The organism is Kitasatospora sp. NPDC059817 (genome assembly GCF_042731835.1).
In the GTDB taxonomy this organism is placed as follows: domain Bacteria; phylum Actinomycetota; class Actinomycetes; order Streptomycetales; family Streptomycetaceae; genus Kitasatospora.
In genome coordinates this window covers 28704-54157 of record NZ_JBHWIR010000028.1, presented here as the reverse complement: position 1 = coordinate 54157, position 25454 = coordinate 28704, and the positions used below count along the sequence as shown (strand labels likewise).

Here is a 25454-nt window from a genome sequence, read left to right as displayed (position 1 = left end):
GTCCGCCCCTTACTTTTTGTTGTTCCCCTTCCCTTCCCCCCCGCCGTCCCCCAGCCCGCGCTCCCGCGCCCGGGGCTGGGGGGGTTGGCTCCGGGCGCCGCCCCCCCCCCCCACCCCCGGGCCCGGCGCCCGGGAAGCGTCGGGCCACCCGACATGCTGACCCGCCCCACCCCGCATAGCATCCCCTATGTACTCATATGTCCCGAATTCCGGTGCGCGCCTGCGCCGCCGGCCTTCCGTGCACTGGGGAGAGCGACGAGCATGGCCAACCCGGCACTCGTGGACCCGGCCACGATCCGCGCGACCGCCGCCGAGGCCTGGATCCGTGCCTACCCGATCCTGCAGAACTACCGCACCCTGTACGCGCAGGCACTGGACGACGCGGACCCGGGGTACGTCGGCGGCTTCGGCGTCTTCCGCCACCGCTCGCAGCCGTTCACCCCGGCCGACACCGACGTCGCCTCCCCCGACAACGACACCCCGCACTCCTGGGCCTGGCTCGACCTGCGCGCCGAACCGTGGGTGGTGTCCGTCCCGGCCGCGGACCGCTACTACGTCCTCCCGCTGCACGAACTCGACACCGTGTACGCCGGGTTCGTCGGCGCCCGGAGCACCGGCCAGGAGGCCGGCGACTACCTGGTGGCCGGCCCCGACTGGCAGGGCGAGCCCCCGCCCGGCATCCGGGGCGTGCTCCGCACCGCCACCCGCCTGGTCGGCATCCTCGGCCGCACCCACCTCACCGGCGACACCCCCGCGGACATCGCCGAACTGAAGGCCGTCCAGCAGCAGTACCGGCTGCGCCCGCTGCACGAGTACGCCGGCACCCCGGCGCCCGCCCCCGCGCCGGAGCCGGTCTGGCCGGTCTGGCGCGAGGAGGTGCTGGACACCGTCGAGTTCCTCAGCTTCCTCGACTTCCTGCTCGGCTTCTTCCCGCTCCGCGGGCCCGTCGAGCTGCCGCCCGCCGAGGTCGACCTGCGCGGCCGCCTCACCGACCTCGGCGTCGACGGGCGCGGCGAGTTCGAGCCCGCCACGCTGCCGATCGAGGTCCGGGCCGAGATCGAGCGCGGTATCGCGGACGGCCGCGCACGGCTGGAGCGCGCCGCCGCCGAATCCGAACCCACCGCGCCGGCCGCACTCTTCGGCACCCGTGAGCGGATCGGCGGGGACTTCCTCCGCCAGGCCCTCGGCGCCAGGCTCGGCCGCTACGGGCTGCCCATCGAGGAAGCCTGGTGCGGCGGTTGGGCGGCGGACAGCGCGGGCAACCGGCCGCCGAACGCCAGCGACCGCGACTACGCCGTCCGCTTCGGCCCGGACGACCTGCCGCCGGCCCGGTACTTCTGGTCCGCCACCATGTACGCGCTCCCGGACCGCCTGCTGGTCGACAACACCCTGGACCGCTACGCGATCGGCGACCGCACCCCCGGCCTGGTCCGCGACCCGGACGGCGGGCTCACCCTCCACCTCCGGCACAAGCGGCCCGCCGACGCCCAGCACTCCGCCAACTGGCTGCCCGCCCCGGACGGCCCGTTCACGGTCGTCGTCCGGCTCCACGGCCCGGACCGGTCCGTCCTCGACGGCCGCTGGCACCTCCCGCCGCTCGACCCGAGCTGACCCGAGCTGACCCGCAGCGCAGAAATCCGCACCGCAGGGATCCGCACCGCAGAGACCGCGCCGACCGGACGAAGGACACCCCGATGAACCACCCCGAGCTGGAGGCCCTGGCCGCCGACGCCTACGTCTACGGCTACCCGATCGTCGCCGACCTCACCATGGTCGAGCGCTTCTCCCGGGGCGGCCTGGGCACCCTGCCGGCGGCGTCGTTCAACCACTTCAGCCACGCCACCCGGCTGGCCGGGCCCAAGGACCACTTCGTCTCGGTCAACAACGACACCCTCTACTCGATCGCCCAGCTCGACCTCTCCGAAGGCCCGCAGGTGCTGCGCGTCCCGGACACCGCGGGCGCCTACTACGTGCTGCAGGTCGTCGGCGCGTGGACGGACAACGTCGCCTACGTCGGCAGCCGTGCCACCGGCACCGGCGAGCAGACCTGGCTGATCGTCCCGCCCGGCTGGCACGGCACCCCGTCCGACCCGGCCCGGGTGATCGAGGCGCCGACCACGGTGGCGACCATCGTCGGCCGCTTCGCCTGCACCGGGCCGGACGACCTCCGCCGGGTCAGGGCCCTCCAGAAGGCCCTCACCCTGGAGCCGCTGGAGCCCGGCGGGCTGGTCGCCGGACTGCCCGAGCCCGATCCGGAGGTGCCCGAGCGGCTGGCCTTCTTCGAACGGCTTCGGGTCTGGATGCAGGCCTTCCCACCGGCCGGTCCGGACGTCGAGTACCAGCAGCGCTTCGCCCCGCTCGGCCTGCTCGACGAGGGCACCTCGCCGTACCGTGCGGCCGCCGCGGACTGGACCCTCGCGCTGGCCAAGGGCCTGGCCGCCGGCCGCGAACGGGTCGAGGACGCCACCCGCCCGCCCGAGGACCACCCGCCCGGCGAGTGGCGCTCGGCGCTCCATCTGTTCGACTACAACATCGACCACCTGGGCCCCGGCACCCTCGACGACCCCGAGTGGCGCATCCCCGACCGCCGCGCCGGCTACCTCAGCCGGGCCGCCGCCGCCCGGGCCGGCCTCTGGGGCAACCACGCCTACGAGGCCTCGTTCGCGATGACCTACGACGACTCCGGCGGCCGCCCGCTCAGCGGCGCGCACCGCTACACACTGCGGTTCGACCAGCCACCGCCCGCCGAGGCGTTCTGGTCCGTCACGATGTACGCGCTGCCGGACTACTACCTGGTGGACAACCCGATCGAGCGCTACACGATCGGCGACCGCACCCCGGGCCTGGTGTACGGCGAGGACGGCTCGCTCACCCTGACGCTCCAGCACGAGCAGCCCGAGGACGAGGTGGAGGCGGCCAACTGGCTGCCCGCCCCGGTCGGCGAGTTCCGGCCGATCATCCGGCTCTACCAGCCGAAGCCGGCCGTGCTGGACGGCAGTTACCGGGTGCCGCCGATCGACCGGAGCTGACCGCCGACGCCGCCGGGCGCGGACGTCGAGGGGGACACCGGACGCTCAGTGCGGAGCCGGGGTCGCGGTGCCCGTCGGGGTGCCCGAGGGCGGTGGCGAGGACGGGTGCGCGGACGCCGATGCCGATGCTGACGACGAAGGCGAAGGCGAGGACGACGCCGAGGAGGACGGCGACGGCGAGGGAGCGGAGGACGACGGCGACCCCGACGGGGACGGAGCCGCCGTGGCCGGCACCGACGGCTGCGGGGAACTGCTCGGCTGCGGGTCCGTCGTGGCCGACGCCGACGCCGACGCCGACGCCGACGCCGATGCCGACGTCCCCGGAGCGGCGGGGGAGGAGGCCGAGCCGCCCCGGTTGTGCGGTCCGCCCTCCAGGGTGACCACCGCCTGCGAGGGCGGCAGCGCGATCCGGGCGGTCCAGTGCGCGGTGGGCGCGAGGTCCTCGTCCACGGTGACGGTCACGGTGATCCGCTGGCCCGGTGCGAGGGTGCCGGAGTCGCGGCTGAGCCGCAGCCAGCCGGCGTCCGTCACGGCGTGCCAATGGATCTCGGTGGTGCCGGAGTCGGTGAGGGTGAGGACGGTCCGGCTGCCGTACTCGGCGGCCTCGACGGTGAGCAGCCCGGCCGGGGCCGGTTCGGCGCCGCCCGGGCCGCCGCCGGGCGCGGGTGCCTGGCCGACGGCGGGTGCGGGCGCGGCGACCAGGGTCGGACTGCCGATCGGGGTCGCCCCGTGGGCCGGTACCGGGACCGCCGGGCCCTGGAGGGTCAGCCGCGGAAAGCCGAGGGGCAACGTTTCTGCACCCCCCGCCCCCGCACCCGCCAACTCCATCCCCGGCACCCCCGGCAGCCCCGTGCCCGCCGTCGTGCCCGCCGCCGGCCACGGCTTCGACGGCTGCTGCCCGCCCGTCCGCCCGGCCTCCTCCACCCGCACCGTGGACACCGCGGCCGCCGTCCCCTCCCCGCTGCTCCGGTGCCCCGCCCACAGGGCGACCACCGGCGCCGCCAGGACGGCCGCGAGCACCCCGGTGGTCACCACCCGCCGACGCACCGCCAGCGCCCGGCCCGCGTCCGGCGCCCGGTGCCGGGGAAAGCCGCCCTGGTCGAACCGCAGCCCCGGCTCGGCCGACGGCACCGCCCCCGCCCGCCGCACCGCACCGGCCGCCGACGGCAGGTACGCCGCTCCCTCGCCTCCCTCGCCTCCCTCGCCCGAGGGCGCTGGGGAGGTCGTCGGGGTCGGGGCGGGCGCCGCCAGCAACGGCAGCCCGGACAGCGCCGCCGCGCCCTCCGGCACCTCGCCGGCCACCCGCTCCGCCGTCCCCCGGCAGGTCGGGCAGTCCACCACGTGCTGCACCAGCTCCCGGCGCAGCGCCGGGCCGAGCACCCAGTCCCGCCAGGACTCCGCCCCGGCCCCGCCGAGCCGGTCCAGCTCCGGGCAGCTGCCCACCCCGAGCACCAGCAGCGCCGCCCTGGTCCGGGCCACCTCCGCCTCGGCGGCGGCGAGCAGCGCGCGGGTCCGCTCGAACGGCAGGCCCAGCACCGCCGCCACCTCGTGCGGGGTCAGCCGGTGCCGGACGGACAGCTCCAGCGCCTCGCGCTGCTCCGGGTCGGTGCCGGCCGCCTCCGGCCAGGCGAGCGAGGCCAGCTCGCGCCGCCGCCGGGCCGCCTCGGCCTCGGTCGGCTCCGCCGTGGCGTCCCGCCCGGCGCCGTCCGCGAGCCGCCGCAGGCAGCAGTACCGGGCCAGCGAGAACAGCCAGGCCCGGACCAGCCCGGGCTCGGTCAGCCGGGCGCCGTGCCGCCGTGCCAGCTCGCGGGCCTCGCGCAGGGCGCCGGCGGCCGCGTCGTGCTCGCACAGCACCGAGAGACAGTAGGTGAACAGGCCGTCCACCTGCCGGTCGTACGCCGCCAGCACGGCGGCCGGCGGCCCTTCAGTACGCGTTGTCACCCGTCCGACGGTAGAGACGGCGGGCGGCGTACCTCGGCCATTCGCCGTGTATGTACTTCTTTCGGGTAACAACATCGCCCATCTGTGTGGGTTTGGGCCCGGTTCCGGTGGAGTTCGGGCCCGGTTCCGGCGGAGCAGGGCGTTGTCGGACCCAGGCGCTACGGTGGGCCGCATGGCTGCCCGTACCAAGACCACCGCCAAGCCGCGCCCGGCGTACCGCTGCACCGAGTGCGGCAACCAGCTGCCCAAGTGGGTCGGCCGCTGCCCGGAGTGCAACGCCTGGGGCACGGTCGAGGAGTACGGCGCGGTGCCGATCCGGACGACGGCCGCGGGCCCGGTCAGCTCGCCGGCCCGTCCGATCGGCCAGGTGGACGGCCAGGTCGCGACGGCCCGCTCGACGGGCGTGCCGGAGCTGGACAGGGTGCTCGGGGGCGGGCTGGTCCCCGGCGCGGTCGTCCTGCTGGCCGGCGAGCCCGGCGTCGGCAAGTCCACCCTGCTGCTGGACGTCGCGGCCAAGGCCGCCACCGACCGGCACCGCACGCTCTACGTCACCGGCGAGGAGTCGGCCGGTCAGGTCCGGCTGCGCGCCGACCGGATCAACGCGCTCTCCGAGCACCTCTACCTCGCCGCCGAGTCCGACCTCGGCGCGGTGCTCGGGCACATCGACGCGGTCAACCCCGGTCTGCTGATCCTGGACTCGGTGCAGACCATCGCCTCCGCCGAGCTGGACGGCGCCCCCGGCGGTCCGGCCCAGGTCCGCGAGGTGGCGGGCGCGCTGATCCGGGTGTCCAAGGAGCGCGGCATGGCGACGCTGCTGGTCGGCCACGTCACCAAGGACGGCCAGATCGCCGGCCCGCGCCTGCTGGAGCACCTGGTGGACGTGGTGCTCAGCTTCGAGGGGGACCGGCACGCCCGGCTGCGGCTCATCCGCGGGATCAAGAACCGCTACGGCGCCACCGACGAGGTGGGCTGCTTCGAGCTGCACGACGAGGGCATCGTCGGCCTGGCCGATCCGTCCGGCCTCTTCCTGACCAGGCGTGACAAGCCCGTCCCGGGTACCTGCCTCACCGTCACCCTGGAGGGCAAGCGCCCGCTGGTGGCGGAGGTGCAGGCGCTGATGGTGGATTCGCAGATCCCGTCCCCGCGGCGCACCACCTCGGGCCTGGAGTCGCCCCGGATCGCGATGATCCTGGCCGTGGTGGAGCGGCACGGCGGGGTGAAGCTCGGCAAGCAGGACATCTACACCGCGACGGTGGGCGGGGTGAAGCTGAGCGAGCCGTCCGCCGACCTCGCGATCGCGCTCGCGGTGGCGAGCTCCTCCTCGGACACCCCGCTGCCCAGCAACCTGGTGGCGATCGGCGAGGTCGGTCTGGCGGGCGAGGTACGGCGGGTGACGGGGGTGCAGCGGCGGCTCGCCGAGGCGCACCGGCTGGGCTTCACGCACGCCCTCGTCCCGCCGGATCCGGGCAAGGTGCCGCCGGGCATGAAGGTGGTCGAGGTGGCCGACATCGGCGAGGCGCTGCGGGCCATCCCGGGCCGTCGCCGGGCCGCCGCCAAGCCGCGCGCTGAGGCGCGTGCTGAGGCGCCGTCGGCGCCGCCGGCCCCGCGCGCGGCCCGGGTCGTCGCGCACCCGGAGGAGCTGATGGAGGGCTGGGAGCCGGTCGACTCCGACGAACTGCGCTGACCCAAGCCCTGTCGATGCCGCACGCAGTTAGACTTTCCCCAGTCTCATTGGCCAGAAGGCAGTACCGAGCGGTACTGAGCGACAGAGCAACAGACCGCGGACCGGCGCACGGCGCGAGGCGCGCGGCACGGGGTCGACCGGAGGAGTCACGTGGCAGCCAGCGACCGGGGGGCGGACAAGGCCTCCCGTGAGGAGGCCCTGCTGCGGGCCTCCCTCAGTGCCATCGCACCCGGCACGGGGCTGCGCGATGGCCTGGAGCGGGTGCTCCGGGCCAACACCGGCGGCCTGATCGTGCTCGGTTTCGACAAGACGGTCGAGTCGATCTGCACCGGCGGCTTCGTCCTGGACGTCGAGTTCACCGCGACCCGGCTGCGCGAGCTGTGCAAGCTGGACGGCGCGGTGGTGCTGGACAAGGACATCACCAAGATCGTCCGGGCCGGCGTGCACCTGATGCCGGACTCCACCATCCCCACCGACGAGACCGGCACCCGCCACCGCACCGCGGAGCGGGTCAACCGGCAGACCGGCTTCCCGGTGGTGGCGGTCTCGCACTCGATGCGGCTGATCGCGATGTACGTCAACGGCACCCGCCGGGTGCTGGAGGACTCCACCACCGTCCTGTCCCGCGCCAACCAGGCGCTGGCCACCCTGGAGCGCTACAAGCTGCGCCTGGACGAGGTGGCCGGCACGCTGTCGGCGCTGGAGATCGAGGACCTGGTGACGGTCCGGGACGTCACCGCCGTCGCCCAGCGGCTGGAGATGGTCCGGCTGATCGCCACCGAGATCGCCGGCTACGTGCTGGAACTCGGCATCGACGGTCGGCTGCTCTCGCTCCAGCTGGACGAGCTGATCGCGGGCGTGGAGCCGGAGCGCGAACTGGTCGCCCGGGACTACTTCCCGGAGCGGGCCGCCAAGAAGGGCCGGACGGTCAACGAGGTGCTGGCCGACCTGGAGGCGCTCACCCACGCCGAGCTGCTGGACCTTCAGACGGTCGCCAAGGCGCTCGGCTACTCGGGCTCCCCGGAGTCGCTGGACTCCGCGGTCTCGCCGCGCGGCTACCGGCTGCTGGCGAAGATCCCGCGCCTGCCCAACACGGTGATAGAGCGCCTGGTCGAGCACTTCGGCGGCCTGCAGAAGCTGCTCGCCGCCAGCATCGACGACCTGCAGACGGTCGAGGGCGTCGGCGAGACCCGGGCCCGCTCGGTCCGCGAGGGCCTGTCCCGGCTGGCCGAATCGTCCATCCTGGAGCGCTACGTCTGACCAGGCGCCACGTCCGACCTGACGCACCGCCGCGCACGGCCCCCGGGGAACGCCCCGGGGGCCGTCGTGCACCCCGCCGAGTCACCCCGTCGAGTCCCCCCTCGTCGAGCCACCCCGACCGGCGCACCCCGACCGGCCCGTGAGGCGCCGAAGCCCCCGGCCGCGTCGGCCGGGGGCTTCGAGTCGAGTTGAGGGTGGTTCAGCTGTCCAGGCGGATCGAGGAGCGCGCCGAGACCTGGCCGCCGGAGAGCCCGGTGAGGTCGGCGACCACCAGGTAGGTGCCCGCCGCGGGGGGCGCCGGGTCGGCGGTGGCGCACTGCGGCTTGCTGCGGCTGCGGTCCCAGGTGAACGTCTCGGTCAGGCCGTTGTTGGCCGGGATCTGCACCCAGCTGCTGCCGCGGTCGGACGGGCAGTCGCCGGAGGACCAGACCCGGTCGCCGTTGCTGGCGGTCACGGTGATCGCGGAGGCCGCCCGGCCCAGGTCCACCCGGCAGTTGGCGCCGGAGGCGTTCTTCACGGTGAGCGAGAGCCGCGGCTTGTCCTTGGGCTGGTACGAGTTCTGCGCGCTGGCCAGCTCCAGGGTGACCTGCGAGGAGGCGCAGACCGGAAGCGCCATCACCTCGGGCGTGTTCACCACCGGGGCGCCGCCGCCCGTGCCGCCCGCGCCGCCGGAACTGCCGGCTGCACCGCCGCCCGCCGCCGCGCCGCCACCCGTGCCCCCGCCGGTGGCAGGAGCCGGGTTGGCACCGCCGCCGGTGCCGCCGGTGCTGAGGCTGACCTCGCCGCCGCCGGAGCCGGCCACCGGGCCGCCGCTCGCGTTGCCGCCGCTGCCGCCGCCGGGGCGCGCCGCAGGGCCGCTCGGCGACGCACCGGGCGTGATGGACTGGGCGGGGGTCTGGCTCTGGGACGGAACGGCCTGCGCGGCCTTGCTCGATGAGCCGCCGTCACCGCCCCCGTCTTGATCGATCATCAGCCAGGCGATCAGGGCGGCGACCGCCGCGACGGCGACGAGCACGACGACGCGCCGACGCCAGTAGATCGAGGCCGGCAGCGGTCCCACGGGTTGACGCAGAGAGGGCACGCCCAAACTCTACGAGACTGTGTGTGCCGCTTGACGCACCAACACCGCACAGTCGCCCCTTCCTTCACATGATCCGCCATTTGCGCCGTTCGAGGGAGCTCTGAAGCGGTAAGTTTCCGGGAGATCCACGGGGGTATCCGGAGCGCTTCTCTCCGCTTCGGTCGCGCCCGTCGACATGGGAGGATCGAAGGGCCATGGCTGCCATCACCGTCACCCCCGCCCCCGTCCCCCCGGCAGGCGCCGCGCCGGACGCCGTCCGGCCGCCGATGCCGCTGCCGCTGCTGCACGCGACCGTCCTCGACTGGTACGAGGCCGACAAGCGCGACCTCCCCTGGCGGACGCCCGAGGCGACGCCCTGGGCGATCATGGTGAGCGAGTTCATGCTCCAGCAGACCCCGGTGAAGCGGGTGCTGCCCGCCTGGGAGGCGTGGCTGACCCGCTGGCCCACCCCGGCGGACCTCGCGGCCGATGCGCCCGGCGAGGCGGTCCGGATGTGGGGCCGGCTCGGCTACCCGCGCCGCGCGCTGCGGCTGCACGCGGCCGCGGTGGCGATCACCGAGGAGCACGGCGGCGAGGTGCCGGACGACCACGCCACCCTGCTCTCGCTGCCCGGGGTGGGGGAGTACACGGCCGCCGCGGTCGCCTCCTTCGCTTTCCGCCAGCGGCACGTGGTGCTGGACACCAACGTCCGCCGGGTGTTCGCCCGCGCGGTGTCCGGCGTCGAGTACCCGGCCCAGGCCACCACGGCCGCCGAGCGCCGCACGGCGACGGCGCTGCTGCCCGACGACGCCGAGACCGCGGCCACCTGGGCGGTCGGCGTGATGGAGCTGGGCGCGCTGGTCTGCACCGCGCGCGGCCCGGAGTGCGGGGGCTGCCCGCTGTTCGCCCACTGCGCCTGGCAGCGGGCCGGCCGCCCGCCGTACGAGGGCCCGGCCCGGCGCGGCCAGACCTACGAGGGGACGGACCGGCAGGTGCGCGGCAAGCTGCTCGCGGTGCTGCGGGAGTCGCACGGCTCGGTGCCGCAGGCCCGGCTGGACGCGGTCTGGCCGGACGCGGTGCAGCGGGCCCGGGCGCTGGACGGTCTGGTCGCGGACGGCCTGGTGGAGCCCGTCGAGCAGGGCGTCTACCGCCTTCCCCAGTAGTCGGCCACGAGTAGTCGGCCACGAACGCGGGACGGCGCCCCCGGAGGATTCCTCCGGGGGCGCCGTCGTGTCGGCGGGAGGGCGGTCAGACGGCCGCCGCCTCCAGCGAGGCCTCGGCGGACTTGTCCGCCTTGCCCGTGCCGGTACCGCGCAGCGGCACCTCGCGCATGAACACCGCGGCGGCGATCGCGACCACGGCCAACCCGGCGCCCCACAGGAAGACGGTGTGAGTGCCGTTGGACACCGCGTGGTGGAAGGCGTCCTGGACGTGCTCCGGCAGCTTGCGCAGTTCGGCCGGGCTCATCTCGCCCGGGTCCTTGGCCCCGCCGCCGGCCGAGGCCTGCTCGCCCAGCCGCGCGGTCATGGTGTCCTTCACCCGGTTGTTGAACAGCGCGCCGAACAGCGCGACACCGAAGGAGCCGCCGATGGTGCGGAACAGGGTGGCGGTGGAGCTGGCCACGCCCATGTCCTTGAGCTCGACGCTGTTCTGGGCGACCAGCATGGTGATCTGCATCAGGAAGCCCATGCCGGCGCCGAGCACGACCATCCAGCAGGCCGAGGTGAAGCTGCTGGTCCCGACGCCCATGGTGGAGAGCAGGATCATGCCACCGGTCATCACGATGGTGCCGATGATCGGGTAGATCCGGTACTTCCCGGTCCTGGTGACGGCCTGGCCGACCACCAGCGAGACCACCAGCATGCCGAACATCAACGGCATCAGCAGCAGACCGGAGTTGGTCGCCGAGGCACCCTGGACGATCTGCTGGTAGAACGGCAGGAAGAAGGTCGAGCCGAACATCACGAAGCCGACGATGAAGCCGATGATCGAGACCAGGGTGAAGTTCAGGTTCTTGAACAGGGCCAGCGGCAGCATCGGCTCCTCGACACGCTGCTCCACGTAGCAGAAGCCGATCAGCGAGGCGACGGAGAGCGCGATCAGGCCGAGGATCTCATTGGAGCCCCAGGCGTACTGCTGGCCGCCCCAGGTGGTCATCAGCACCAGCGAGGTGATGCCGGTGGTGAGCAATATCGCGCCCAGGTAGTCGATCCGGGCCGTGTTGCGGACCTTCGGCAGCTTCAGGGTGACGATGACCACGGCGAGCGCGACCACGCCGAGCGGCAGGTTGATGTAGAAGGTCCAGTGCCAGCTCAGGTGGTCGGTGATGAAGCCGCCGACCAGCGGGCCGCCGACGGTGGCGAGGGCCATCACCGCGGCGAACATGCCCTGGTACTTGCCGCGGTCGCGCGGCGGGACGAGTGCGCCCATGATCGACATGACGCCGACCATCAGACCGCCGGCACCCAGGCCCTGTACGGCGCGGAAGCCGATCAGCTCGGTCATGTTCTGCGACAGACCGGACAGTGCCGAGCCCACCAGGAAGATCACGATCGAGGTGAGGAAGCTGCCCTTGCGGCCGTACATGTCGCCGAGCTTGCCCCAGATCGGGGTGGAGGCGGCGGTGGTCAGGGTGTAGGCGGTGACCACCCAGGACCGGTGCTCGGCGCCGCCGAGGTCGCCGACGATGGTCGGCATCGCGGTGCCGACGATCAGGTTGTCGAGCATGGCCAGCAGCATGGTGACGACCAGGCCGACCATGACGAGGCGGATCTCGCGGGGTGACCGCGGCTGCTCCTCCTCGGCTGACTTCTCCTCCGGTACCGGGCCGGTGGTCTTGGACTGTGACATGAGGTGGTGTCTCCCGGAGGGGTGTTTCGGACGGGCGGAGGCCGCGCAGTGATTCACTTACTTGACGCCCGGCTAGTTTGTGGACCGTCGGCACGGTAAGTTGTTTACTAGCCGGTCGTCAAGCCAGTTTCCCGCCCGGCTGCCTGGGCAGGGAGAATAGGCCCGGGGCGGACGCCACCGGGGTCCGCAGCAGTCACCGACGCACTCATGAGGCAGGCCATGGGCACTCCGCACAGCCCCCGCAGCGACACGCGGTCCCGCATCATCGAGGTGTCCCTGGAGCTCTTCTCCGAGCAGGGCTACGAGCAGACCTCGCTGCGCGAGATCGCCGACCGCCTCGGCGTCACCAAGGCCGCGCTCTACTACCACTTCAAGACCAAGGACGACATCGTCCTGGGCATCGTGGAGCGGATGGCCGCGCCGATCGACGAGACCATCGCGTGGGGCCGGCAGCAGTCCTGGAGCCCGGAGATGCGCGACGAGCTGATCCGCCGCTTCGCGGACGGGATGGCCGAGCGGGCGCCGCTGCTGCGCTTCTTCCACGAGAACCAGCCCGCGCTGCGCGAGTCCGCGGCCGGGTTGGCGTTCAAGGACCGCATGATCACGATGATCCAGCTGGTGCACGGGCCGGACGCCGACTTCCGGGAGCGGCTGCGCGCCACGATGTCGCTGTTCACCGTCCACTCGGCGATGTTCCTGCTCAAGCAGGACACCGCGGACTGCGACCACGGCGACAACGTGTGGGGCGAGTCCTGGCCGCCGGCGGCCACCCTGGAGGACGCGATCGGGGCGGCCCGGGAGATCGCGCTGGAGATCGGTGGCCGGATCGGCCCCCCGGCCCCCGCCCACTCCTGAGCGGACGGGCGGACGGGCGGGCAGTCGGGCGGACCGGTAGCCGGGGCCGGACTCAGAAGTCGGTGACGCCGTGCCCCGCGAGGAACGCGATCGGGTTCACCACCGCGCCGTAGCGGTTGCTGGTGCGGATCTCGAAGTGCAGATGGGGCCCGGTCGAGTTGCCGGTGCTCCCGGACCGCCCGATCTGCTCGCCGGCCGACACCTGGTCCCCGGTCGTGACCCCGAGCGAGGACAGGTGCGCGTACTGCGCGTAGTGCCCGTCCGCCAGCCGCAGCACGACCTCCTTGCCGTACGAGCCGTCCCAGCCGGCCGACACCACCGTCGCGTTCCCGACCGCCAGCAGCGGCGTGCCCGGGTCGACCGCGAAGTCCACCCCGGTGTGGTATCCGGCGGCGTACTCGGAGTTGGCCGCCCCGTACGGATTGCTGGTCGGCGCGTCCGGTACCGGGGCCGACCACTCCGGAGCCGGAGCCGGAGCCGGCTCCGGTGCGGGCGCGGCCTCGGGCCCCGGCGCGGGGGCCTCGGCCGGCGCGCCGGCGACGGGCGGCTCCACCGGCAGCAGGTTGGCGGCCACCGCCACGAACTCCTGCGCCGAGTCGCCGTCGTTCGGGAGTCGGTACGGGCTCGGTCCGGCCACCTGGACCAGCCCCGGGCTGGGCACGGCGGCCTGCGGCGCGGTGAAGGCCGAGCTGCCGGGCGTGGTGGGCCGGACGGTCTGTGCCGAGGCGCTGCCGGGCGCGGCCACCAGCAGCGCGCCGGCGAGCAGCACCGCGGCCGCCCCGGCGGCGACCACCGCGCGCTCCCGTTCGGCCTGCGGGTGCCCGCCGGCCTGCGGGTGCCGGGGCGCGGCGAGCGCGCGCAGCGGCGCGGCATGGGTGCGGGCGGCATGGCCGAGCCGGGGCTGCCAGGCCGCCGCCTGGGCCGCCGTACGGGCGGCGAGCCGGCGCAGGACCGGCCCCACGGGCGGGACAGAGGACATCGGTAGCCGTACCTCACGGTGGACGAGGGCAGCACGAAGTGCCCGTTCGGGCGCGTGCTGAGCGGGGGACCACTCAGGTGTAACGGTCACCGAGCGGAGTCCCAAACGGCGTGACGTACTACGGCGTGTAGTCGGCGTTGCGCCGGAGATTCAAGCTGACGGAGTAATGATCATGAGATCCGATCGTCTGCCACCGGCCCGCGGCAGGCCGCCCGCGCCCGCAGCCGGGCTACTACCGCCGGTCGTACCGCGCCCGGCGGGAGCCCGGCCGGTGTGACCAGCGCCACGCCCGTCCAGGGTTTGGGTCGGCCGCACACCCCTTTCCGCCGTCCGCCCCGCTGACCTGGCGGGCCCGCTGGGGGACCATCGACGCATGTATGGCAACAGGAGCGAAGACCTCGACGGCAATGACCGCCCGAGCCTGCCGGACCGCCGCTTCGCCGCCCTGCGCGGCTGCGAGCGGATCCTGTCCGGCGACCGGCCGCAGAGCATGCGCGAACGCCTCGCCGCCCTCGCGGGGGAGGGCGGCGGCCGCGACCTGGACCACCGCCCGGACCAGTACGGCGACGGCGTGGTCCGCACCCTGGAACGCACGGTCGCCGACCTGCTCGGCACCGAGGACGCGGCCTTCTTCCCCACCGGCACCATGGCCCAGCAGGTCGCCCTGCGGATCCACGCCGAGGCGGCCGGGCTGCGCACCGTCGCGACCCACCCGCTGGCCCACACCGACCAGCACGAGCGGCACGCGCTCGGCGTGCTGACCGGCCTGCGCAGCGTCTGGCCGACCATGGCCCCGCGCCAGCCCACCGTCGCGGAGCTGCGCTCCTTCGACGAGCCGTACGCCGCGCTCAGCCTGGAGCTGCCGCTGCGCGAGGCCGGCTTCGTGCTGCCCGACTGGGCGGAGCTGGCGGCGCTGGCCGGGGTCGTCCGGGAGGAGTGCGGCGCGGCCCTGCACCTGGACGGTGCCCGGATCTGGGAGTCGGTGTTCCACCTCGGGCACCCGCTGCCGGAGATCGTCGCGCTGGCCGACTCGGTCTACGTGTCCTTCTACAAGACGCTCGGCGGCATCAGCGGCGCCGCGCTGGCCGGTTCGCGGGGCTTCGTCCGCACCGCCAAGGCCTGGCGGCACCGGTACGGCGGCCAGCTCTACCAGCAGTGGCCGGCGGCGCTCGCCGCGCTGGCCGGCCTGGATGCCCGACTCCCGCTGCTGGAGGGGTACGTGACGCACGCCAAGGTGGTCGCCGAGGCGCTGGACGCGGCCTTCGCGGCGGTCCCCGGCGCCCGGGTGCACCCGGCCTCGCCGCACACCCACCAGTTCCAGCTCTGGCTGCCGTACGCCGCCGGGGAGTTGGACGAGGCCGGGCTGGGGCTGGCGGAGGAGACCGGGGTCGCCCTGTTCGGCGGCTGGCGCGAGCGGGACCTGCCGGGCCTGGCGATGACGGAGGTCACGGTGTCGGCGTCCGCGCTCGACTGGACGGCGGCGGACGTCGCCGAGGCGGCCGCCGCCTTCCTGGGCCGGCTGCCGGCCCGGGGCGCCGGGGCCGGCGGGAGCCGCGGCGGGGCCTGACCGGAAAGCGTCCGGCCCGCCCCCGCGCGATGCGGGGACGGGCCGGACGTGGTGGGTCAGAACCGCCTGGTCACAGGCTGATCGCTACTGCTCGACCGATCAGTTGTCGACCGGGCGGACCCGGATCCAGGTCTCCAGGTAGTTCGAGGACTCGTTCTCGACCTCGATGCTGGTACCGGTCTTCGGGACGTCCACGCCGCTGTACGGGTTGTCCTTGGACCACCACGACTTCAGGTCCGAGAACTCGTCGACACCCTTGGCCTTCGGGACGATCGTCTCGACGCCGTTCTTGTGCAGGGTCAGCTGGCTGGTCTTGCGCGAGCCGAAGGTCGAGTCGTAACCCTGCATGCGCGGACGCAGCAGGGCGCCGTCGCTCCACTTGAGCGGGGTCGGGTGCGAGTCGATCGGCAGGATCAGACCGTGGCCCGGGTGGGCGCTGACGTTGTTGTTGGGCTGCGACTCGTCCCAGAACCAGATCAGCAGACCGGGCTGGTACGGGTAGTACTCGACCCACTTCGGCCGGCTGTTGCCCCAACCGAAGTTGTACGGGCCGGTCTTCAGGGTCTGGTCGAACGAGACGTACTGGCGGTTCTCCGCGATGTAGTACTGCCCGTAGTCCTTGGTGTAGCTGCCGGCGAAGCGGGTGAAGCCCTTGGCCACCCAGCCGTTGTCACCGTTCTCGACGTCGTCGCTGAAGATCGTCGAACCGTCGGCGGTCACCGAGATGTCGTCGACGGCGAAGCCGCGGTAGTGCAGGCCACCGTCGGTGGTGTTGTGGAAGCGGACCTTGACGGCCTTGCCGGCGTAGGCGTCCAGCGAGAAGGACACGTCGCCCCAGGCGGCGGTGAGGCCGGTCAGGGCCGCGCGGCCGCCGGCGTCCTTCGTGATCGGCTTGCCGTTCCAGGTGCCGTCCAGGGCGGTCCAGTTGGTGCCGCCGTCGGTGGAGACCTCGGCGAAGGCGTAGTCGAAGTTCGCCTCCAGCTCGTACCAGGCCTTGGCGTTCAGGCTGGCCTTGGTCTTGCCGGTCAGGTCGATGTCACGGGTGAGCGTGACGTTCAGGTTGTCGGCGCTGCCGCTCCACCACTCGCTCTTGCCCGAAGCGGGCTTGTTGATGTCGGTGGGGATGGTCTTCTTCGGCAGCTCGACGACCAGGGCCTGCGGGAGGCTGCTGTTGTACTCGACCGGGCCGATGTGGTGGGTCGACTCGGTGCCGGCCTTGGCCTTGTCGAACTTCAGCCAGCCGAGCTTGAGCTTGCTCCAGGCGTCGAGGTCGTTCGGCATGTCGCCGATGGCGCCCTTGCCCTCGCCCAGCCAGGAACCGGAGGACATCAGCGACCAGAAGCCGACCGAGTTGTCGATGCCGGTGCCGGCGGTGTCGTAGAGGTCCGGCAGACCGAGGTCGTGGCCGTACTCGTGGGCGAAGACGCCGAGGCCGCCGTTCTCCGGCTGCATCGTGTAGTCGCCGATCCAGAAGCCGGAGTCGCCGACCTGGACGCCGCCGAGCTTGTTGTCGGCCGGGCCCGCCTGGCCGTTCAGGTTGCCGTAGGCGTACGCGCGGTGGGCCCACAGGGCCTTGCTGCCCTGCTTGCCGCCGCCGGCCGACTTGTCCTCACCGGCGTGCACGATCTGGAAGTGGTCGATGTACCCGTCGGGCTGGTTGAAGTTCCCGTCGTTGTGGGAACCGTAGCGGTCCCACTGGTCGTACGACGCCAGGGTGGCCTTGAGCTGCTCCTTGGTCTGGCCCTTGGCGATCTGGTCCTTGTACCAGATGTCCACGGCGTCGCGGATCAGGTCCTGGGCGCTGTCGCAGACGTTGGAGCCGCAGTAGTCCGAGCCGTACCGGGCCTCGTTCCACGGCACCCGCACCCAGTCCGAGACCACGCCGTCGACCGAGTAGCGGCCCGAGGACTGCTTCTCGTAGAAGGTCTTCAGCGAGGGCTTGTCCTTGGAGAAGTACAGCTCCTGGAAGTGCTGCTGGTTGTAGTCGGCCTGCCAGGCGGTCGAGTTGTCGTTGGCGCGGTCCGGCTTCTCGATCTCGTTGTGCTTCGGGCCGGCCTCACCGCCGTACATGACCTTGCCGTCTGCGGTCTTGGTGGTGTTGTCCACCTGGTCGCCGAAGTCGACGAGGATGGTGAAGATCTTGTCCGTGCGCTCGCGACCGAGCTCCACGTACTTGTCCTTGCCCAGCTTGATGCTGCTGCTGCCGTTGTGCTGCTCGACCTGGGCGGTGCCCGCGATCAGCTGCTCGGTGGCGGCCTTCTGCTCGGCCTCGACCTTCTCGGTCAGCGGGCCCGGCAGGTTGTGCTCGATGTTGGCGGACTGGACGGCGTCGGCCGGGTCCCTGGGTGCGGGAGCCGAGCCCGCGGCGACGGCGGTGGCCGGGAACAGGCCCGCGCCGAGCGCGACTATGACCGCTGCGGCCGTGGCAGCCGCAGCGGATCTCCTGATGTTCTTCAAAGTTGTGACGTCCTCCCCGACCGGGGCCAGCTCTTGGCCAAAGCCCGGCAAACCAAAATGAAAGACAGGTGGACGTCATTTGATACAAGCGTGGACAAAAAAGATAGCCCTTGACCATGACATGGCCACGGCGCTATCCTGCGCAACTTCCCATCAGCTGACCATATGTCAACCGTATGTCCGTTAAAGCTTACTGAGAAATCGGACGCACCCGCACCAGCCCGCCGCGAGGCCATCCGCCCTCGCCCACGGGCACCCCCGGTCCGGCCGGCCGGAACGCACCGAGCCCCCGGCGCGGACGCCGGGGGCTCGGTAGCTGTGAAGTTGTCTGTTAAATGTTGCTACTTCGTCAGGTCCGGACCGGACGAGGCGACCTCGGCCGGGGTGTCCGCGACGGCCGACTTCTCCTCACCGCGGAAGGTGAACTTGGCCTCCTTGCCCTCACCCTCGACACCGACGACCACGATGTGGCCGGCCCGCAGCTCGCCGAAGAGGATCTTCTCGGAGAGGTGGTCCTCGATCTCGCGCTGGATGGTGCGACGCAGCGGCCGGGCACCCAGGATCGGGTCGTAGCCGCGCTTGGCCAGCAGCTTCTTGGCCTCGACGCTGAGCTCCAGGCCCATGTCCTTGTCCTTGAGGCGGCCGTCCACCTTGTCGATCATCAGGTCGACGATCTGGATGATGTCTTCCTCGGACAGCTGGTGGAACACCACGATGTCGTCGACGCGGTTCAGGAACTCGGGGCGGAAGTGCTGCTTGAGCTCCTCGCCGACCTTCGCCTTCATCCGCTCGTACCCGGTCGTGGAGTCACCCGTGGCCGCGAAGCCCAGGTTGAATCCCTTGGAGATGTCCCGGGTGCCGAGGTTGGTCGTCATGATGATGACGGTGTTCTTGAAGTCGACCACGCGGCCCTGGGAGTCGGTCAGGCGACCGTCCTCCAGGATCTGCAGCAGCGAGTTGAAGATGTCCGGGTGGGCCTTCTCGACCTCGTCGAAGAGGACGACGGAGAACGGCTTGCGGCGGACCTTCTCGGTCAGCTGGCCGCCCTCCTCGTAGCCCACGTACCCGGGGGGCGAACCGAAGAGCCGGGAGACGGTGTGCTTCTCGGAGAACTCGGACATGTCGAGCGCGATCAGCGCGTCCTCGTCGCCGAAGAGGAACTCGGCGAGCGTCTTGGACAGCTCGGTCTTACCGACGCCGGACGGGCCGGCGAAGATGAACGAGCCGCCGGGGCGCTTCGGGTCCTTGAGGCCCGCACGGGTGCGCCGGATGGCCTGGGAGAGCGCCTTGATGGCGTCCTTCTGGCCGATGACGCGCTTGTGCAGCTCGTCCTCCATGCGCAGCAGCCGCGAGGTCTCCTCCTCGGTCAGCTTGAAGACCGGGATGCCGGTGGCGGTGGCCAGGACCTCGGCGATGAGCTCCTCGTTGACCTCCGCGACGACGTCCATGTCGCCGGCCTTCCACTCCTTCTCGCGCTTGGCCTTGGCCTGGAGGAGCTGCTTCTCGTCGTCGCGCAGGGACGCGGCCTTCTCGAAGTCCTGCGCGTCGATCGCGCTCTCCTTCTCGCGGCGCACGTCGGCGATCTTCTCGTCGAACTCGCGCAGGTCCGGCGGCGCGGTCATCCGGCGGATGCGCATTCGGGAGCCGGCCTCGTCGATCAGGTCGATCGCCTTGTCCGGCAGGAAGCGGTCCGAGATGTAGCGGTCGGCCAGGGTGGCGGCGGCGACCAGCGCGGAGTCCGTGATGGAGACCCGGTGGTGGGCCTCGTAGCGGTCGCGCAGACCCTTGAGGATCTCGATGGTGTGCGGCAGCGACGGCTCGGCGACCTGGATCGGCTGGAAGCGGCGCTCCAGCGCGGCGTCCTTCTCCAGGTGCTTGCGGTACTCGTCCAGGGTGGTGGCACCGATGGTCTGCAGCTCGCCGCGGGCCAGCATCGGCTTGAGGATGCTGGCGGCGTCGATGGCGCCCTCGGCGGCGCCCGCGCCGACCAGGGTGTGCAGCTCGTCGATGAACAGGATGATGTCGCCGCGGGTGCGGATCTCCTTGAGCACCTTCTTCAGGCGCTCCTCGAAGTCACCGCGGTAGCGCGAGCCGGCCACCAGGGCGCCCAGGTCCAGCGTGTAGAGCTGCTTGTCCTTGAGCGTCTCCGGGACCTCGCCCTTGACGATCGCCTGCGCCAGGCCCTCGACCACGGCGGTCTTGCCCACGCCGGGCTCGCCGATCAGGACCGGGTTGTTCTTGGTGCGGCGGGACAGCACCTGCATGACCCGCTCGATCTCCTTCTCGCGCCCGATGACCGGGTCGAGCTTGGCCTCGCGGGCGGCCTGGGTGAGGTTGCGGCCGAACTGGTCCAGGACCAGTGAGGTCGACGGGGTGCCCTCGGCGGGCCCGCCGGCCGTGGCCGACTCCTTGCCGCCACCGGTCTGGTAGCCGGAGAGCAGCTGGATGACCTGCTGGCGCACCCGGTTGAGGTCGGCGCCCAGCTTGACCAGGACCTGGGCGGCGACGCCCTCGCCCTCGCGGATCAGACCGAGCAGGATGTGCTCGGTGCCGATGTAGTTGTGGCCGAGCTGCAGCGCCTCCCGGAGCGACAGCTCCAGGACCTTCTTCGCCCGCGGGGTGAAGGGAATGTGGCCGGACGGGGCCTGCTGCCCCTGGCCGATGATCTCCTCGACCTGCTGGCGCACGGCCTCAAGGGAAATCCCGAGGCTCTCCAGGGCCTTGGCGGCGACGCCCTCGCCCTCGTGGATCAGACCCAGGAGGATGTGCTCGGTGCCGATGTAGTTGTGGTTGAGCATCCGGGCTTCTTCCTGAGCCAGGACGACAACCCGCCGCGCGCGGTCGGTGAACCTCTCGAACATCGTTTATCGCTCCTCAGAGCGGTCGGGCAGTTCGGGGTCGGTCCCCGCCCTGTCCTTCCGCATGCTAGTCCCGCTCAGCGGCGCGGCCCACGGATTCACTCCCCGGTACGGGAGCGAGATGCTGCGCGACCATCCGACACCAATCCCAACCTGATGCTGGGAAACGGTGTTCCCACAGGTGGCCCGGATGCACCGGATACCGCTACGCCATCGGCGAACAAGAACCGCCGGGGCGGAGCCGGGCCGTCTCCGGCCGGTCACGCATGCTGCCCCTGGACGGGTCCGAGAACCCGTCCACCTGCATTCATACCCGGTATCGGGGCGCTTCTCGCGCAGTTTCCGCGGTGGCGGTGTTCGCCTGGCGAGAAGTCGCGTCGCGGCGACGGCGGTTCGGCACGGCCGGTGCGGCAGGTACGCCGCCCGGTGGTGCCGGCGTTACCGCTTCGCCCTTACAGCGTTGCACAGCTCGTGATTGTTCCGCCGCCCGAGCCCGCGCCCCGGACGCCCCCCGGTACCGGTGGCGCCGCGGCCCCCGGGGTGCGCGCCGCGGGGCGCGGAGGAGAGTCCTCCGCGCCCCGCGCGTGTGTCGTCGGCGCCGTGTGCGGCCGCCGGGGCCCCGCATCCGCTCCGGCGTTCCGGCGGCGCCGGGGTCAGGACGCGTTGGCCTTGTCGTAGGCCTCGCGGACGGTGCTCGGCACCCGGCCGCGGTCGTTGACCTCCATGCCCTGCTCCTTGGCCCACGCGCGGATCTTCGCGGTGTCCGGCGCGCTGCCGGAGGGGCGCGGCGCGGTGCCGCGACCCGGGCGCCGCGGGCCGGCGAGCCGGCCGCTCTGCTTGCGGCCCTTCTCCACGTACGGCGCCAGCAGACCGCGCAGCTTGTCCGCGTTGGCGCTCTTCAGGTCGATCTCGTAGGCAACGCCGTCGAGCGCGAACGTCACCGTCTCGTCCGCCGAACCACCGTCGAGATCGTCTTCAAGAATGACCTGCACCCTCTGTGCCACGGGCTTCCCTTTCCGCTAAACGACCCATTGCCTAAGGAAAGGAAAGCGCCTTTCTCCGGAAAACACAAACCCTTGACCGGCGCGGAGCCGCTCAGAGGTGCAGCAGCATGCGCGAGTTGCCCAGTGTGTTGGGCTTCACCCGCTCCAGGTCAAGGAACTCCGCGACACCTTCATCGTACGAGCGGAGAAGTTCTTCATAGACATCCGTAGCGATCGCCGCCGGGTCTGTCGTACCATCATCGGTTTCCTGAAGCTCACCGATCTCGACGAAACCGTGTTTCGCGAAGAACGGAACCTCGAACGTCAAGCAGAAAATCCGACGGACGCCGAGCCAGCGTGCGGTCTGCAGCAGCTTCTCCAGCAGCAGATGTCCGACCCCGAAGCCCCGGCAGGACGGATCGACGGCGAGCGTGCGGACTTCGGCCAGGTCCTCCCACATCACGTGCAGGGCGCCGCAGGCCACCACCGCACCGGTGTCGTCGCGTTCGGCGACCCAGAACTCCTGGACGGATTCGAACAGTGTGACTGTGGGCTTGTCGAGCAGAATGCCGTTGCGTGAGTAGGCGTCGATGAGCCCGCGTACGGTCCGCACGTCCGTGGTCCGCGCACGGCGGATGGTGACCTCCATGGCCGGGACGTTATCGTGTCGCGCCCGGCGGGGTCTCCCCGGTATCCGGTCCCGGCTCCGCGGATTCGGCGGGGGCCGGATCCGACGGGAACAGAGCGGCGACCCGCAAGGCGTCCCGCAGTGCCTCGCGCTGGCCGGGCGACATCAGGCCGAAGAAGTGCACCAGGGCCGCGGCCGGATTGTCACTGGTGGCCCACGCGTCGTTCATCAGCGCCGCGGTGTACGCCTCGCGGGACGAGACCGGGTCATATCGATAGGCCCGGCCGACCCGCTCGCGGCGCAGCCAGCCCTTTCTGTGGAGCTTGTCCAGGACGGTCATCACCGTGGTGTACGCGATTTCGCGTTCCGACTGCAGATCCAGGAGAACCTCGCGAACCGTCACCGGTCGGTTCCACTGCCACACCCGGGTCATGATGGCGTTCTCAAGTTCACCGAGTTGCCGGACCATAGTGCGGCCAGGATAGGGAGTGAATGGGGCAAATCTTGTGAAGTGCGCCAAACCGGCGCGCCGCCACCCCCGGAATCGGGAATGGCGGCGCGTCGGTGGTTCGGCGGCTGACGGTGTCAGTCGCGGGTTCGCTCGCGGGTCAGTCGAGGTCTTCCTTGGCCTTCTGGGCTCCGCCCTGGCTGCGGATGATGGCCCGCACCAGGAATCCGAAGCCGATCGCCATGACCAGCGGCGGCACGATCGCGCTGACGTAGTCCATCAGTCACTCCTCCTCGGTCTTCTCCGCCGTCGCGGCGGAAGCCTTCGCCTCCGGCTTCACCAGCGGGAAGAGCACGGTCTCCCGGATGTTCTTGCCGGTCAGCAGCATGATCAGGCGGTCCACCCCGAGGCCGAGGCCGCCGGTCGGCGGCATCGCGTACTCCAGGGCCCGCAGGAAGTCCTCGTCGATCTGCATCGCCTCGACGTCGCCGCCGGCCGCCAGCAGGGACTGCGCGGTCAGGCGGGCGCGCTGCTCGACCGGGTCGACCAGCTCGGAGTAGGCGGTGCCGATCTCGGTACCGAAGATCACCAGGTCCCACTTCTCGGCCACGCCCGGCACCGAGCGGTGCTGGCGGGTCAGCGGGGAGACCTCGGTCGGGTAGTCCTTGATGAAGGTCGGCCGGACGGCGTTCTCCTCCAGCAGGCGCTCGACCATCTCCAGCACGATCTGACCGTGGCCCCAGTCCTTGTCGAACGGGATGCCGTGGTCGAAGGCCAGCTTGCGCAGCTCCTCGACGCCGGTCTCCGGGGTGACCTCGACGCCCAGGCGGGCGGAGATGCCCGGGTAGACGGAGACCTCCTCCCACGGCTCGGCCAGGTCGATCTCGTGCTCCACGCCGTGCGCGTCCAGGCCCTTGATCACCGTGGTGCCCAGCGCGTCCCGGGCCGCGTTGACGATCGTCTCGCGGATCAGCTCGGCCTGGGTGTCGTAGTCGCCGTACGCCTCGTACGACTCCAGCGAGGTGAACTCCGGGTTGTGGGTGGAGTCCGCGCCCTCGTTGCGGAAGTTGCGGTTGATCTCGAAGACCTTCTCGGCGCCGCCGACCACCAACCGCTTGAGGTACAGCTCGGGGGCGATGCGCATGTAGAGGTCGATGTCGTACGCGTTGATGTGCGTCTTGAACGGGCGGGCGTTGGCGCCGCCGTGCACCGGCTGCAGCATCGGGGTCTCGACCTCGATGTAGCCGCGGTCCTCGTAGGTGCGGCGGATCGAGCGGACCACCTTGCTGCGCAGGTGCAGGATCTCGCGGGCCTCGGGGTTGACGATCAGGTCGACGTACCGCTGGCGGACCCGGGCCTCCGGGTCGGTCAGGCCCTTGTGCTTGTCCGGCAGCGGGCGCAGGCACTTGGCGGTGAGCTCCCAGCGGTCCACCATCACGGACAGCTCGCCGCGCTTGGAGGTGATCACCTCGCCCTCGACGCCGACCTGGTCGCCCAGGTCGATGTCCGTCTTCCAGGCCGCCAGCCGCTCCGCTCCCAGCTTGTCCAGGGAGAACATCACCTGGAGGTCGCCGGTGCCGTCGCGCAGCGTGGCGAAGCAGAGCTTGCCGCCGGTGCGGGAGAGGATCACCCGGCCGGTGACGCCGGCCCGCTCACCGGTCGCGGTGTCGGGCTCCAGGTCGGGGTGCTTGGCGCGCAGGTCCGCGATGGTGCTGGTGCGGGGGAAGCCGACCGGGTAGGGGTCGACACCGGCCGCCCGGAGCCGGTCCAGCTTCTCGCGCCGGACGCGCATCTGCTCGGGAAGGTCGTCGGTCGCGGGGATGGGGCTCTGATCGCTCACCCCACAAGGGTAGCCAGCCACACACCGTGCTCCGCCACGGGATAACGCAGGAGGGGGACCGCGTCGGCGGTCCCCCTCCTCGGGCGCGGGCGGCTCAGCCGGTGCCGGTGGCGAGTTCGATCTCGTCGGGATCCGGGGCGGCCGGGGGCGCGGGGTGGGCGGGGGGCTTGGGGCGGCGCCCGAAGAGTTCGGCCGGGGTGGGCATCCGGTGCGGGCGGGGCGGGTTCTGGGGGGCGGTGGGCCGCTCGGCGGGGGAGTCGGTGCTGCTCATCGTGATCCGTCCTCCAACAGGGGTGGGGAGACTGCTCGGGGGTGCGGCGGGGCTCGGTACGACGACGAGGTGGCGGTGCTGCCCGGTGGTGAGGGCGAGCCGCTCGCGGACGGCGGCCTCGGCCAGCGCGTGGCAGCGGCCGGCCAGCCGGGAGCGGCGGGCGCGTTCGCCGTGGCCGCACGGCTGGCGGGTCAGTCCGCGCAGCGCGGTGAGGTCCTCCGGGCCGGGCAGGTAGCCGTCGGTCACGGCCTCCTCCAGGCGTTCCAGGTAGCCGGGGGCACTGCCGGGCAGGGCTGCCCGGTAGCGCCCGAGGTCGGCGAGCAGGAAGGCGCGCAGCCGGCCGCCCTCCTGGACGGCCTCGTCGATCGCCTCGGTCAGACGCAGCGCGTCCTGGACGTCCTCCGCCCACAGCTCGGCGCCCGGCCCGGCGAACACCGGACGGTCGGGGAGCTGGAGGTGGACGGGGACGGCGGGGTGCAGGGCTTGGGCGAGGGCGCGGCGCAGCACGCGGACTTCGTCGGCGCTGAAGGCCATGCCGCCGCGCGATCCGTGTGGCGTAGGCATGGGCTGACACTACGTGAGGAATATCCGATTTGTCGGTAGCGTCGCGCCGACGCCCCACGTTCGGCCCGGCGGAATCGGCCGCGGGGGTGGGGGGAGGACGCGCGTCGGGGGCCCCCCCCGCGCGCCCGGGGGGGCCGCGGGGGGGGCGGGGGGGGGGGGGGGGGCGGGGGGGGGGGGCGC

At 72.2% G+C, this 25454-nt stretch carries 18 protein-coding genes; 7 read left to right on the top strand and 11 right to left on the bottom strand.

The genetic code is table 11. The features are described from left to right. Positions 1-261 precede the first annotated feature (261 nt). On the top strand, positions 262-1611 hold the full coding sequence (locus ACFV61_RS09125) for a DUF1254 domain-containing protein (protein ID WP_380490824.1): 1350 nt from the start codon (positions 262-264) through the stop codon (positions 1609-1611). A gap of 83 nt (positions 1612-1694) precedes the next feature. Beyond that, a complete protein-coding gene (locus ACFV61_RS09120) occupies positions 1695-3029 on the top strand; it encodes a DUF1254 domain-containing protein (RefSeq protein ID WP_380490823.1) in 1335 nt (444 codons plus the stop codon). 45 nt (positions 3030-3074) lie between these two features. Here the strand turns inward: ACFV61_RS09120 and ACFV61_RS09115 are convergent, their stop codons facing one another. After that, positions 3075-4970 (bottom strand): hypothetical protein, encoded by a 1896-nt coding sequence (locus tag ACFV61_RS09115; protein ID WP_380490822.1) that lies wholly within the window; start codon positions 4968-4970, stop codon positions 3075-3077. Between the two features lie 172 nt (positions 4971-5142). Between ACFV61_RS09115 and radA the strand changes: the two genes are divergently transcribed. Continuing rightward, complete coding sequence (radA, locus tag ACFV61_RS09110) at positions 5143-6654, top strand: DNA repair protein RadA (RefSeq protein ID WP_063348817.1); 1512 nt, start codon at positions 5143-5145, stop codon at positions 6652-6654. Between the two features lie 201 nt (positions 6655-6855). Next, entirely contained in the window at positions 6856-7914 is a 1059-nt protein-coding gene (gene disA / locus ACFV61_RS09105) for a DNA integrity scanning diadenylate cyclase DisA (RefSeq protein WP_063351299.1), read from the top strand. 199 nt (positions 7915-8113) lie between these two features. On the opposite strand, the gene ACFV61_RS09100 is transcribed toward disA, so the two are convergent. Then, positions 8114-8995 carry a hypothetical protein gene (locus ACFV61_RS09100; RefSeq protein WP_063348818.1) on the bottom strand — a complete coding sequence of 294 codons (882 nt, stop codon included), beginning with the start codon at positions 8993-8995 and terminating at the stop codon, positions 8114-8116. A 266-nt stretch (positions 8996-9261) separates the two neighbouring features. Between ACFV61_RS09100 and ACFV61_RS09095 the strand changes: the two genes are divergently transcribed. Continuing rightward, the gene (locus ACFV61_RS09095; protein ID WP_063351300.1) at positions 9262-10137 is read left to right on the top strand and encodes an A/G-specific adenine glycosylase; all 876 of its coding nucleotides are present in this window, start codon (positions 9262-9264) and stop codon (positions 10135-10137) included. An 85-nt stretch (positions 10138-10222) separates the two neighbouring features. On the opposite strand, the gene ACFV61_RS09090 is transcribed toward ACFV61_RS09095, so the two are convergent. Then, positions 10223-11824, bottom strand: a complete 1602-nt coding sequence (locus tag ACFV61_RS09090; RefSeq protein ID WP_363617784.1) for an MDR family MFS transporter — start codon at positions 11822-11824, stop codon at positions 10223-10225. A gap of 219 nt (positions 11825-12043) precedes the next feature. On the opposite strand from ACFV61_RS09090, the gene ACFV61_RS09085 reads away from it, so the two are divergent. Continuing rightward, entirely contained in the window at positions 12044-12679 is a 636-nt protein-coding gene (locus tag ACFV61_RS09085; protein ID WP_380490820.1) for a TetR/AcrR family transcriptional regulator, read from the top strand. A 52-nt stretch (positions 12680-12731) separates the two neighbouring features. Here the strand turns inward: ACFV61_RS09085 and ACFV61_RS09080 are convergent, their stop codons facing one another. Continuing rightward, complete coding sequence (locus tag ACFV61_RS09080; protein ID WP_380490819.1) at positions 12732-13658, bottom strand: M23 family metallopeptidase; 927 nt, start codon at positions 13656-13658, stop codon at positions 12732-12734. 373 nt (positions 13659-14031) lie between these two features. Between ACFV61_RS09080 and ACFV61_RS09075 the strand changes: the two genes are divergently transcribed. Continuing rightward, a complete protein-coding gene (locus ACFV61_RS09075) occupies positions 14032-15225 on the top strand; it encodes a threonine aldolase family protein (RefSeq protein WP_380490817.1) in 1194 nt (397 codons plus the stop codon). Positions 15226-15324: 99 nt separating this feature from the next. Here the strand turns inward: ACFV61_RS09075 and ACFV61_RS09070 are convergent, their stop codons facing one another. The 7 genes from ACFV61_RS09070 to ACFV61_RS09040 all read right to left on the bottom strand — a co-directional run bounded on the left by ACFV61_RS09070 (position 15325) and on the right by ACFV61_RS09040 (position 25274). Further along, on the bottom strand, positions 15325-17682 hold the full coding sequence (locus tag ACFV61_RS09070) for an immune inhibitor A domain-containing protein (protein WP_380490816.1): 2358 nt from the start codon (positions 17680-17682) through the stop codon (positions 15325-15327). A 341-nt stretch (positions 17683-18023) separates the two neighbouring features. Beyond that, positions 18024-20543 (bottom strand): ATP-dependent Clp protease ATP-binding subunit, encoded by a 2520-nt coding sequence (locus tag ACFV61_RS09065; protein ID WP_063348824.1) that lies wholly within the window; start codon positions 20541-20543, stop codon positions 18024-18026. A 650-nt stretch (positions 20544-21193) separates the two neighbouring features. Continuing rightward, positions 21194-21544, bottom strand: a complete 351-nt coding sequence (locus ACFV61_RS09060) for an Lsr2 family protein (protein WP_063348825.1) — start codon at positions 21542-21544, stop codon at positions 21194-21196. A 91-nt stretch (positions 21545-21635) separates the two neighbouring features. Beyond that, positions 21636-22172: an amino-acid N-acetyltransferase gene (locus tag ACFV61_RS09055; RefSeq protein WP_063348826.1), complete on the bottom strand. Its 537-nt coding sequence runs from the start codon at positions 22170-22172 to the stop codon at positions 21636-21638. Positions 22173-22182: 10 nt separating this feature from the next. Beyond that, positions 22183-22620: a BlaI/MecI/CopY family transcriptional regulator gene (locus tag ACFV61_RS09050; protein WP_380490814.1), complete on the bottom strand. Its 438-nt coding sequence runs from the start codon at positions 22618-22620 to the stop codon at positions 22183-22185. A 262-nt stretch (positions 22621-22882) separates the two neighbouring features. Next, the gene (gene lysX, locus ACFV61_RS09045) at positions 22883-24439 is read right to left on the bottom strand and encodes a bifunctional lysylphosphatidylglycerol synthetase/lysine--tRNA ligase LysX (protein ID WP_079135798.1); all 1557 of its coding nucleotides are present in this window, start codon (positions 24437-24439) and stop codon (positions 22883-22885) included. Positions 24440-24533: 94 nt separating this feature from the next. Beyond that, the gene (locus ACFV61_RS09040) at positions 24534-25274 is read right to left on the bottom strand and encodes a hypothetical protein (protein ID WP_079135799.1); all 741 of its coding nucleotides are present in this window, start codon (positions 25272-25274) and stop codon (positions 24534-24536) included. Positions 25275-25454: the final 180 nt, after the last annotated feature.

Excerpts from the sequence above, each read along its gene's own strand:
- ACFV61_RS09055 (WP_063348826.1), bottom strand. The coding sequence starts at position 22,172 with ATGGAGGTCACCATCCGCCGTGCGCGGACCACGGACGTGCGGACCGTA.
- ACFV61_RS09040 (WP_079135799.1), bottom strand. The coding sequence starts at position 25,274 with ATGCCTACGCCACACGGATCGCGCGGCGGCATGGCCTTCAGCGCCGAC.
- ACFV61_RS09090 (WP_363617784.1), bottom strand. The coding sequence starts at position 11,824 with ATGTCACAGTCCAAGACCACCGGCCCGGTACCGGAGGAGAAGTCAGCC.
- ACFV61_RS09075 (WP_380490817.1), top strand. The coding sequence starts at position 14,032 with ATGTATGGCAACAGGAGCGAAGACCTCGACGGCAATGACCGCCCGAGC.
- ACFV61_RS09085 (WP_380490820.1), top strand. The coding sequence starts at position 12,044 with ATGGGCACTCCGCACAGCCCCCGCAGCGACACGCGGTCCCGCATCATC.
- ACFV61_RS09065 (WP_063348824.1), bottom strand. The coding sequence starts at position 20,543 with ATGTTCGAGAGGTTCACCGACCGCGCGCGGCGGGTTGTCGTCCTGGCT.
- ACFV61_RS09080 (WP_380490819.1), bottom strand. The coding sequence starts at position 13,658 with ATGTCCTCTGTCCCGCCCGTGGGGCCGGTCCTGCGCCGGCTCGCCGCC.
- ACFV61_RS09120 (WP_380490823.1), top strand. The coding sequence starts at position 1,695 with ATGAACCACCCCGAGCTGGAGGCCCTGGCCGCCGACGCCTACGTCTAC.
- ACFV61_RS09095 (WP_063351300.1), top strand. The coding sequence starts at position 9,262 with ATGCCGCTGCCGCTGCTGCACGCGACCGTCCTCGACTGGTACGAGGCC.
- ACFV61_RS09050 (WP_380490814.1), bottom strand. The coding sequence starts at position 22,620 with ATGGTCCGGCAACTCGGTGAACTTGAGAACGCCATCATGACCCGGGTG.
- radA (WP_063348817.1), top strand. The coding sequence starts at position 5,143 with ATGGCTGCCCGTACCAAGACCACCGCCAAGCCGCGCCCGGCGTACCGC.
- ACFV61_RS09125 (WP_380490824.1), top strand. The coding sequence starts at position 262 with ATGGCCAACCCGGCACTCGTGGACCCGGCCACGATCCGCGCGACCGCC.